Annotated in this window: 8 protein-coding genes; 5 read left to right on the forward strand and 3 right to left on the reverse strand. The window is 44.3% G+C overall.

The features are described from left to right. From gatB to gatC, 3 genes are all read right to left on the reverse strand, one after another. Nucleotides 1-755, reverse strand: a 755-nt coding sequence (gene gatB / locus A3761_RS16545) for an Asp-tRNA(Asn)/Glu-tRNA(Gln) amidotransferase subunit GatB (protein ID WP_082870278.1), incomplete at its 3' end; no start/stop codon positions are given. A gap of 15 nt (nt 756-770) precedes the next feature. Then, nucleotides 771-2,228: an Asp-tRNA(Asn)/Glu-tRNA(Gln) amidotransferase subunit GatA gene (gatA, locus tag A3761_RS16550; RefSeq protein ID WP_068507573.1), complete on the reverse strand. Its 1,458-nt coding sequence runs from the start codon at nt 2,226-2,228 to the stop codon at nt 771-773. Nucleotides 2,229-2,309: 81 nt separating this feature from the next. Then, nucleotides 2,310-2,597 carry an Asp-tRNA(Asn)/Glu-tRNA(Gln) amidotransferase subunit GatC gene (gene gatC / locus A3761_RS16555; RefSeq protein WP_068507575.1) on the reverse strand — a complete coding sequence of 96 codons (288 nt, stop codon included), beginning with the start codon at nt 2,595-2,597 and terminating at the stop codon, nt 2,310-2,312. A 273-nt stretch (nt 2,598-2,870) separates the two neighbouring features. Between gatC and A3761_RS16560 the strand changes: the two genes are divergently transcribed. The 5 genes from A3761_RS16560 to A3761_RS16580 form a co-directional block, all read left to right on the forward strand. Then, on the forward strand, nt 2,871-3,908 hold the full coding sequence (locus A3761_RS16560; RefSeq protein ID WP_068507576.1) for a rod shape-determining protein: 1,038 nt from the start codon (nt 2,871-2,873) through the stop codon (nt 3,906-3,908). A gap of 21 nt (nt 3,909-3,929) precedes the next feature. Next, nucleotides 3,930-4,847 (forward strand): rod shape-determining protein MreC, encoded by a 918-nt coding sequence (mreC, locus tag A3761_RS16565; RefSeq protein WP_068507578.1) that lies wholly within the window; start codon nt 3,930-3,932, stop codon nt 4,845-4,847. Next, on the forward strand, nt 4,844-5,323 hold the full coding sequence (mreD, locus tag A3761_RS16570) for a rod shape-determining protein MreD (RefSeq protein WP_068507580.1): 480 nt from the start codon (nt 4,844-4,846) through the stop codon (nt 5,321-5,323). The genes mreC and mreD overlap by 4 nt, the downstream gene beginning before the upstream one ends. An 80-nt stretch (nt 5,324-5,403) precedes the next feature. Beyond that, entirely contained in the window at nt 5,404-6,879 is a 1,476-nt protein-coding gene (rng, locus tag A3761_RS16575; RefSeq protein WP_068507582.1) for a ribonuclease G, read from the forward strand. A gap of 9 nt (nt 6,880-6,888) precedes the next feature. Beyond that, the coding region (locus tag A3761_RS16580) for a YhdP family protein (RefSeq protein WP_068750534.1) at nt 6,889-10,688 on the forward strand (3,800 nt) is incomplete at its 3' end.

The following is a 10,688-nucleotide window of genomic DNA, read 5'->3' on the forward strand; positions in this document are numbered from 1 at the left end:
TCGTATAAGCGGGTCTCTTGCGTGATGCTGCCGCCATCTTCAAGAATATCTATCTGACGCTCAACCTCAAGGGCGATCGCCTTTTCCATGAAGCGGAAGGAGTTAAGGTTCTTGGTTTCGGTTCGTGTACCAAGCTCTTCCTGACCTTTGGGGCGTACCGAGATATTGACGTCAAAGCGCATTGAGCCTTGTGACATTTCACCGTCACAGATGCCAAGAGAGGTAACAATTGAGTGTAGTTTTTTGGCAAAGGCGACTGCTTCTTCACTATTGCTGATATCAGGCTCTGACACGATTTCAATAAGCGGTGTTCCCGCGCGGTTCAGATCTATGCCTGACATGCCATGGTAATCTTCATGAAGCGATTTACCGGCATCTTCTTCAAGGTGAGCGTGATGGATACGAACAGACTTCTTGCTGCCGTCCTCTAGTTCAATTTCAACAACACCAGGGCCAACGATCGGCAGGTCTAGCTGCGTGGTCTGGTAACCCTTGGGCAAGTCTGGGTAAAAATAGTTTTTACGTTCGAAAACCGAGCGTTTACCGATTTCTGCGTCGATAGCCAAGCCGAACATAACGGCGTAACGAAAGGCTTGCTCATTTGGTACAGGCAAGGTGCCAGGCAAGGCTAGGTCAACTTCGTTTGCCTGAGTGTTTGGCTCTGCGCCATAGGCAGTAGAAGAGCCGGAAAATATTTTCGTTTTGGTGGCGAGCTGGACGTGAACTTCAAGCCCGATTACTGTTTCCCATTGCATAGTGTTTCTCCAGGCTTAAATGTTCTGTGGTGCTAAGGTGTGCCAATCGGTAACTTGTTGGAACTGATGCGCGACGTTAAGCATACGTTGTTCGTCGAAGTAGTTACCAATAAGTTGCATGCCAATAGGCAGACCATTTAATAAGCCTGCTGGAAGTGACATGCCAGGCAGCCCGGCGAGGTTGGTTGAAATAGTAAAGATATCTTCAAGATACATTTTTACAGGGTCATCACCTTTGGAATTAAAGCCAAATGCTTCCGACGGAGAGGTTGGGCCTAAGATCAAATCAACTTCTTCAAAGGCGCTGACGAAGTCATTCTTAATTAAACGGCGAACCTGCTGTGCTTTTCTGTAATAGGCATCGTAGTAGCCGGCGGATAGGGCGTAAGCACCTATTAGAATACGTCGTTTAACTTCATCGCCGAAGCCTTCAGAGCGGGTGCGCTGATACATGTCCATCAGATCTTTCGGGTCGTCACAACGGTGCCCAAAGCGAACGCCGTCAAAGCGTGACAAGTTTGCAGAACATTCTGCTGGCGCAATCACGTAGTAGGCCGGTACTGACAGGTCAGAATGTGGTAGCGACACTTCTTTAAACGTCGCTCCCAGCTTTTCCAGCTCCTTAATAGCGGTTTGCAATACATCCTGCAATTCAGCGCTTAAGTGCTCGTTGAAAAACTCTTTTGGTAGACCAATTCGGAGGCCTTCAAGTGAGTTATTCAAGTTCGCTGTGTAGTCTGGTACTTCGCGGTCTAGGCTGGTTGAGTCCTTGGCGTCATGTCCTGCAAGCACGTTCAGCATCATTGCCGCATCTTCTGCAGTGAGAGCCATCGGGCCAGCTTGGTCAAGACTTGATGCGAAGGCAATCATTCCGTAGCGTGAAACACGGCCGTAGGTTGGTTTTAATCCGGTTAAGCCGCAAAGAGAAGCAGGCTGGCGAATAGAGCCGCCGGTATCGGTTGCGGTTGCTATTGGCACAAGTCGAGCGGCAACGGCAGCTGCTGAACCGCCAGATGAACCACCGGGTACAAGTTGCTCTTCTTGGCTCCAAGGGTTGATAACTTTGCCAAAATAACTTGTCTCGTTAGATGAGCCCATCGCGAATTCATCCATGTTTGTTTTACCTAAACAAACTGCGCCCGCATTTTTAAAATTGCTGACGATGGTGGCGTCATAAGGCGGAATAAAGTTATCTAGCATTTTTGAGGCGCAGGTAGTTAACACGCCTTCGGTGCAGAAGATGTCCTTATGTGCAAAGGGAATACCTGTCCAGGGTGTTGCCTTGCCGCTTGCGATAATCTCATCGGCTGCTTTCGCCTGTGCAAGCGCTTGTTCTTCGGTAACGGTAATGAAACTATTATATTGGCCGTCAAGCTTCTTGATTCTGTCTAGAAAGTATTGGCTGAGCTCGAGGCTTGAAAACTCGCCGCTAGCAAGCCCTGTTGATAATTGTTTTACAGTTTTGTTTAGCATGTTTAGTTAGCTTTCGAATAGAGTGAATGTTGTGCTATCGATAATAATGTGATGTTGCTAATGGATAGGTGGACGTTCACCTTACTCAATAACCTTTGGCACAAGAAATAAACCGTCTTCAGTGTTGGGGGCGACAGTTTGGAGCTTTTCTCTTTTATCGCTTTCAGTGACAACATCTGGACGTAGAACCTGTACAGCATCCATTGGGTGAGCCATTGGTGGAATGTCTTCAGTATTGGCATTTTGTAGCTGATCAACCAATGACAGAATATTTGTTATATCGTTACTGATTTTCTCAACTTTATCGTCTTCGATATGAAGCCGAGCCAGGTGAGCAATTTTATTGATGTCTTCTGGATCGATGGACATGTTAATCCTCAAGCGTTGTCTTTTCTGGAGCATCAATTCGAAGCCACAGATTAGGTGTTAGGTAATTAAAAAATTGCCGCCATAATATCAGGAATAATTCCGGCCAGACAAATAAGAGGGGTTAATTAAATCGTATTGTTTAATATATGTTCAGAAATGGGGTAAATTAGCTTTAATTATCGTTCATTTTTCAATTCCGTCTTGCTCTATATAGGTACCGTTGTTAAAGTTGCTCGATTATTTTCTACGAATTGTTTAGGTTGATCTCACACCATGTTTAAAAAGATCCGAGGCTTATTTTCCAGCGATTTATCTATTGACCTAGGGACAGCTAATACGCTTATTTATGTTAGGGAACGAGGCATTGTTCTGGATGAACCTTCTGTAGTCGCTATTCGTAGCAACGGAGCGCAAAAAACAGTTGCAGCGGTTGGTGCTGAAGCAAAGCGTATGCTTGGTCGTACTCCTGGTAATATCACAGCAATTCGCCCATTGAAGGATGGAGTTATTGCAGACTTCGTTGTGACTGAAAAGATGTTGCAGCACTTTATTCACAAAGTTCACGAAAACAGCTTTATAACACCTAGCCCGCGTGTTTTGGTTTGTGTACCGAGTCGTTCAACTAAAGTTGAGCAAAAGGCCATACGCGAGTCTGCTCTAGGTGCAGGTGCCCGTGAAGTTTATTTGATTGAAGAACCAATGGCTGCTGCGATTGGTGCCGGTTTACCCGTTGAAGAAGCAAGTGGCTCTATGGTCGTTGATATTGGTGGTGGTACGACTGAAATTGCCATCATTTCTCTAAACGGCATTGTTTATGCTGACTCAGTAAAAGTTGGTGGTGACCGCTTTGATGAAGCAATTGTTACTTATGTTCGTCGTAACTACGGCAGCCTAATTGGTGATACCACTGCAGAGAAGATTAAACAGGAAGTCGGTTGTGCATACGAAGGTCTTGAACTTCGAGAGATCGATGTACGTGGTCGCAATCTGGCAGAAGGTGTGCCTCGTGGCTTTACCTTGAACAGTGAAGAAATCCTCGAAGCGCTACAAGAGTCATTATCTGCGATTGTACAGGCAGTGAAAGGGGCTTTAGAGCAGTCACCTCCAGAGCTTGCATCAGATATTGCCGAGCGTGGTATTGTCCTGACAGGTGGCGGATCATTGCTCCGAGGTCTTGATCGACTTTTAAGTGAAGAAACAGGCCTTCCTGTTATTGTCGCAGAAGACCCGCTTACCTGCGTTGCTCGTGGTGGTGGTAAAGCAATCGAATTGATCGATAATAGCTCGGATGGCTTATATCCAATTGAATAAAAAGCTGGGTAACATTGAGTAATGAAACTTGGCGCTTCTGATAAAACAATTTTTGTTCAAGGCCCTTATCTCGTATACAGGTTAATTCTAGCATCAGTCGTATCACTCTTATTGATATTCATTGATGTTAGATTTAGCTATCTAGACCCTGTTCGTGGAGTAATAAGCTCTGCGTTAACACCGGTTCACTGGTTGAGTGATTTACCGGTTTCTATTAGTGAAGGCTTGAGTGAAAGCTTTACGAGCCGTTCCGATCTCCAAGAAAAAATCGATTTAATGGAATCCCGCATGTTGGTGCTTGAGCGCAAAGCTCAAAAACTCGCATCAGTAACGGCTGAGTTAAATCGCTTGCGTGAGCTACTGAATGCTTCTCGCATTGTTGACGATGGTGTCGTTGTTACCGAAATGATCGGTGTTAGCCCTGATTCTGACAATCAATACATCTTGCTTAACAAGGGCAGTCAAGACAGGGTTTATCTCGGTCAGGCCGTTCTTGATTCACAGGGATTGATGGGGCAAGTGGTTGAAGTAAATGAATTTACCAGCCGGGTCCTACTTATCTCTGATAGTCGTCATGCGGTTCCTGTCCAAGTAAATAGAAATGGTGTTAGGGCGATTGCTTATGGTGTTGGGGCGCTCGACTATCTTGAGCTAGGAAATGTTCCAGATACCTCTGATATTGAGGTGGGTGATCTTTTGGTAAGTTCTGGTCTAGGGGGGCGCTTCCCGGAAGGCTATCCAGTGGCAAGGATTAGCCAGATATCGCACCATGATGGACGCTCCTTTGCAGAGGTTCGCGCCAGGCCTGAAGCACAGTTGAATAGAAGTCGTCTCTTGCTTTTGGTGTTTAAAGAGGGGCAAAACGATAGTACCGTCATCGATGAGAATAAAGAACAATCTAGTACTAAGCAGCATGCGTCTGACGAGGTAAACGAATGACTCAGTCGAGAGTAAGTTGGGTGGCCGTTGCATTGTCTTTCGCCGCAGCTGCCGTATTGGAATTGTTAGCAATGCCGCAAATGCTACTTGCCTTTCGTCCTGAGTGGATGGTATTGACTTTGATATACTGGTTATTGAGGCACCCCGAACGTATTGGTCTGTTTTCTGCTTTTATTGTGGGCGCAATCATGGATGTGCTGTCAGGTACTTATCTCGGTATTCATATAATTGCTTGCTGTATCGTCTCTTATTTGGTTTTGACGATGCATCAACGCTTAAAAATGTTTCCGGTACTACAGCAGTCCTTGGTAATATTTTTTATTATCGGAATTTTGTTGATGATTGTGATGACTATCAGAGGAGCGCTTGGCGCTGTCGATAATAATATGTCTTATCTGGGAGCTGCACTATCAAGCGCCTTAGTTTGGCCTTTTGTATTAATTTTCACCGACCGTCTTGTTTTTGCATTGCGATAATAAAAAAACGCTTTGATATGCCGCTTCGTTTCAATAGCTGCTAATCTTATTATTTTGACAGGAAAGTTTCAGGTAGTGCTATGAGTGAAGAGCTTTTAATTAACGTTACGCCGGTTGAAACTCGTGTAGCGCTTGTAGAAAACGGAATGCTGCAAGAAGTGTATATCGAGCGTTCAAGTTGTCGTGGCTTCGTTGGTAATATCTACAAAGGAAAAGTAGTCCGTGTGCTTCCTGGAATGGAGGCTGCATTTGTTGATATTGGTCTTGAGCGCGCCGCATTTATACACGTTTCTGATATCACCTCTAACCCACAAGTCGGTGAAACTGGCGAAAGTGAGAATAATGCAGATATCGCATTATTGTTGCGCGAAGGTCAAGAGCTTGTTGTTCAAGTCATCAAGGATCCCATTGGTACGAAAGGTGCCCGTTTAACCACTCAGCTGTCAATTGCTAGCCGTTACTTGGTTTATATCCCAAGTGTTTCACATATTGGTATATCTCAACGTATCGAAGATGAAGTAGAGCGTGAGCGCTTAAAGCAGCTTGTTTTGAATTGTCAGGTAGATAACGAAGAGGCAGGCTCGGGCTTTATTGTGCGTACTGCGGCCGAAGGTGCAGGAGAAGATGAGTTTACGGCAGATATAAAGTTCCTGGAGCGCCTTTGGAAAAAACTAAAGCAGCGAATCAAAGAGAACGCAATTCCATCTGTTGTCTATCAGGATTTGCCGCTGTTTACACGTGCGATAAGAGATCTGGTAAAGCCTCAAACCGAGAAAATTAGAATCGATTCAAAAGAAAGTTATGGGATTGTAAAGGAGTTCTCCGAAAACTTTCTCATTGATGTTAGTAAGCGGCTTGAGTATTACCCAGGTGAACGACCTGTATTCGATTTATATAATGTTGATGATGAAATTCAGAAGGCGCTGGGAAAAAAGGTTCAACTTAAGTCTGGTGGCTATCTAATCATTGATCAAACCGAAGCTATGACCACGATTGATGTGAATACCGGCGGTTTTGTCGGGCATCGTAATCTTGAAGAGACCATATTCAAGACCAATCTCGAAGCTGCAAGGACCATTGGTAGGCAATTGCGCTTAAGAAATCTTGGCGGGATTATCATTCTCGACTTCATCGATATGGAGGATGAGGAACATAAGCGCCAGGTTCTACGAATGTTAGAGAAAATGCTTGAGCGAGACCATGCACGTACAACGGTAAGTTGCGTTTCAGAGCTTGGCCTGGTTGAAATGACACGTAAGCGTACCACTGAAAGCTTGGGGCAAACCTTGTGTGAGCCTTGCCCTGTATGTGATGGCACTGGTGTGTTAAAGACCGCTGAAACAGTCTGTTATGAAATTATGCGTGAGATTCTCAGGGTGAATCGTGCTTATGACGCAAATATCTATTTGGTTATGGCTTCGCAAAACGTGATTGATCGCTTACTCGATGAGGAGTCTGACAATGTTGCTGACTTGGAAACCTTCATTGGCAAGCAAATCAAGTTTCAAGTAGAAGTCATGTATAATCAGGGACAATTTGATGTAGTCTTAGTCTAGCGTGACAATGTGAAGAATAAAATACTGAAAATCATTAGGATTAAGTTAATAACGATTGCCTTTTCGGTATTATTTCTGGTTGCCTTGTACGTACTCGGGCTAAGAATAGCCAGTATATTTCTTGAAGACTACCGTCCTGATCTAGAGCGTTACCTATCTGAGTTAAGTGGTCAGCGTGTTGAAATTCGTCAATTGAACTCTGCTTGGCGTGGTCTTGACCCAACGCTCAATATTCACGGCCTTAGCGTCAACGGGCAGAGCTACGCTTATGTTGGGCGTATACGTATACAGGCTTCATTCCTCAACTCTCTTCTTAATCTCCAGCCTTCTATCAAGGAAATCATGATTGAGCATACTGAGCTTAGTATGCAACAGTTTGAGGATGGTGCCTGGTCCGTCGCTTCAACACCGGTAGATTTAAAAGAATTGTTACAGCAGCAAGAGAAGGCGACACCAACTGCCTTGCCAATAGATATAGAAGCTCTACTTGGGCAAGCGAAAATCTACCTTAACGATTTAAGCCTCTCCTTACATAACAATAAAGGCTTGGTTCAAACTCTTAGAATTCCCAACAGCTCCTTAACTTACCACGATGATAGTGTCTTCATTAGCGGCTCGATTCGAGAGTCTGACAGTGCTAGTTCCTTATTATCTTTTTCTCTGGAAGGTAAGGGCGTGTTAACTGAATCAAGAATGAAGACTAGCTTATATATCGAAGCACGCTCCGCTGAATTCTTTGGTAAATTGCTACAAGTTTATAGCTGGGAAAGTCTATCAATTGATGATATTTCCGCAAGCACGCGTGCATGGTTAGAATTCGAAGGGTTTAGTCTTACATCAATTCAAGGCAACCTTCAGCTAAATGAAATGAATTGGCGTGCGGGGGAACAATCCGTTCCGCCAATACGAAACCTGGCTTTCGATTACCATTGGCAAAAGAGCAATCAGGGTCAGAATATGTCTGTTTACGGCCTTAATTTCTCCTGGAAAGGGAGCTTGTGTCAAAGCGATGTTATTAATATTAACAGTGATGCATCGCAAACAAAGGTATCGATGTCAGAACTCGATATTTACTGTCTTGCTCAATTGGGGCTCGCGTCTGGGCTTTTGTCAGATAATCTTCATGATCGTCTTGAGATTAGTCAGCCAGAAGGGCAACTAAAAAACGCCTGGATCAATATCGAACATCAAAAAGGCGCCTCATCATTTACCTTTGAAGCTGAGCTTGATCAGGTCTCTCTAGATGCTTATGAAGGAACACCCTCCGGGATGGGTATCAATGGATATGTATTTGCTGATAATCAGGGAGGCTTCGTAAACTTTTCAAGTCATGACTTTGAGCTGGGTTTCCCGGAATTATTTCTTGAGCCTTGGACGATGGCAAAGGCTGATGGTTACGTTGCGTGGGATATTCAAGAAGACGGCGTAGACGTTTATTCTGATGGCTTGCGCTTGGTGCAACAAGACGGAGGTTTGGTATATGGTGATTTTTCTATAAGGCTAAACGGAGAGGGCGATGAAGATTACTTGGATTTAGCCATTGCTCTTCAAGATCTTAGTGCTCCCAGCGCTCCGTCTTTTGTGCCTTACTATATTGTTGGTTCAGGTCTACATGATTGGTTAGTCGATGCCTTAAGGTCCGGTACCGTTGTTTCAGGAGTTTACCTGGGGCACGGATCAGTTGAAACTATTACTGCAGACAACAGCTTTACTTCTAGCATCGACCTGAATACTGAAAACCTGGTGCTCGACTTTGACAGGAATTGGCCGCCTGCTGAGCAACTAAACGCGAATATCTCACTTCAAAATGGTCAGTTGCTGGTTATTGCTCCTGAGGCCAAAATTGTCGACACAAAGCTAAATGAAGTTCGAGCTACAATGCTTGAGCCTGAAGGGGCAGCCAGCTCAATACTTAGAATAGAAAGCAGTACAAAGGCTACATCTGAAAACTTACAGTATTGGTTGGCTGAGTCACCAATCTCTGAACATACTGAAGCTGTTGCAGAGCAGTTAGTGTTCGAAGGTGACTTTGATGTTGACGTACTCTTGGATATACCCGTATCCGAAGGAGATGACGGCGCTGAGCTTGCTTATCTTATTCGCTCGACTTTAGAAGGGGTTAAGCTTCATCATCCCGATTCTGGAATCAGTTTTGACCGCGTGACAGGTGTCCTCGACGTTACAGAAGATAAGGGCGTAACAGCTAATGACGTAGAGGTTATTGCTTTCGGGAAGCCTGCATTGCTAAATATTTCTACTTCTTTTGATCCAGCTACATACGATTATCTGCTTACTGATCTTGAAAGTAATGAATTTAGAGACCTCTCACAAACGAATATAAGCCTGGCAGGTAATACCGATATCGAACAGGTTTTCGACTTTTTTGGCTATCAAACTACGGCGTTTTTGGGTGGAAGCTTCGATTACCTCGCTGAACTATACCTCCCAAATCATAAGGAGTCTGAGCCTTTTGTTGATATTCGAAGTAATTTAAAAGGCTTGACGCGAGACTGGCCTTGGCCCTTGGCGAAACATGTTGATCAACGAGAAGATTTCATTACTCGTCTAAAACTCAAACCTTCGCAGATGTTGGTATTGTCTAAACTGAACTTGGATAATAGTCAGGCGCTCAACACCGAATTATTGTTTGTGGATGGTAAATTTTCATTTGGAGAGGTTTCGATAAATAAGGCTAGTATGGAAGCGCCAGACTTAAGTGGCCTCAACATCGCGGCTAATCTCAATGAACTAGATGCAGATTCATGGATCGACTTTGTAGGCGATTTAATAGCCTTACCTTGGGAGCTGGATAGTGATAATAATACGGAAAGTATTCTTAAGAAAGTTCAGTTAGATGTTGCTTCTACAACTGCATTTGATCATAAGTTAAAACAAGCTCGTATAGAAATTTCTCAGCCAAGTGATGAGTGGCAAGTTGAGTTGAGAGGCGAGGATATCTCCGGAAAAATAGTTCTGCCGAATACTGATGGCGCTATCAAGGCAGATTTCAGCAAACTGGTATTAAGTAGCGATACACCAAGTTCAGACTTAAAGGAAGATAGTGCGCCAATTGACCCTAGAACGCTTAGTAATGTCGAATTCTCCGCGTCTAACTTGCAGTTAGATGGTCGAAAACTAGGTGCTTGGAGTGGTAATTTGCAGTCGTCGCCAACAGGAGCGATATTCTCAAATATAAAAGGCAGTGTTAAAGGTAGCCAGTTTTCCGGACGGCTTAATTGGCAGGTTTCAGAAGACAATTTACAGACCAGCATTCTGACAATGGATGGCAAAGGTAGGCATTTTGAAAATGTATTCAGATTGGCAGGTATTGATCCTCTTGTGAGTAGTGATGACTTTAGTTCAAAGCTTGCGCTTACCTGGCCTGGTGCACCTAAGGACTTTTCGCTAGGTAAACTATCAGGCTCTCTGTCACTGATACTCGAAGATGGATTTCTGCAAACTGACGATGAAAAAACAGGTGCTTTACGTCTGTTCGGCATCTTGAACGCTGAAGCGATAATGCGTCGTTTAAAGCTGGATTTCTCCGACCTGTATAAAAGTGGGGTCGGCTTCGACTCTTTTACGATGAACTCAAGTATAGATCAGGGCTTACTTACACTCTCTAAACCCTTGGTCATTGATGGGCCGGCAGGGAAGTACACCATAAACGGAAGTAGTGACTTAGCGAGTAAGGCGCTGGACCTGGACATGCTTATTGAGCTGCCTTTTTCGCAGAATGTGCCTTTGGCAGCTCTCGTTCTTGGTGCTCCTCAAATTGGAGGTTTAGTTTGGCTTGCAGACAAATTGCT

The organism is Oleiphilus sp. HI0123 (assembly GCF_001635315.1).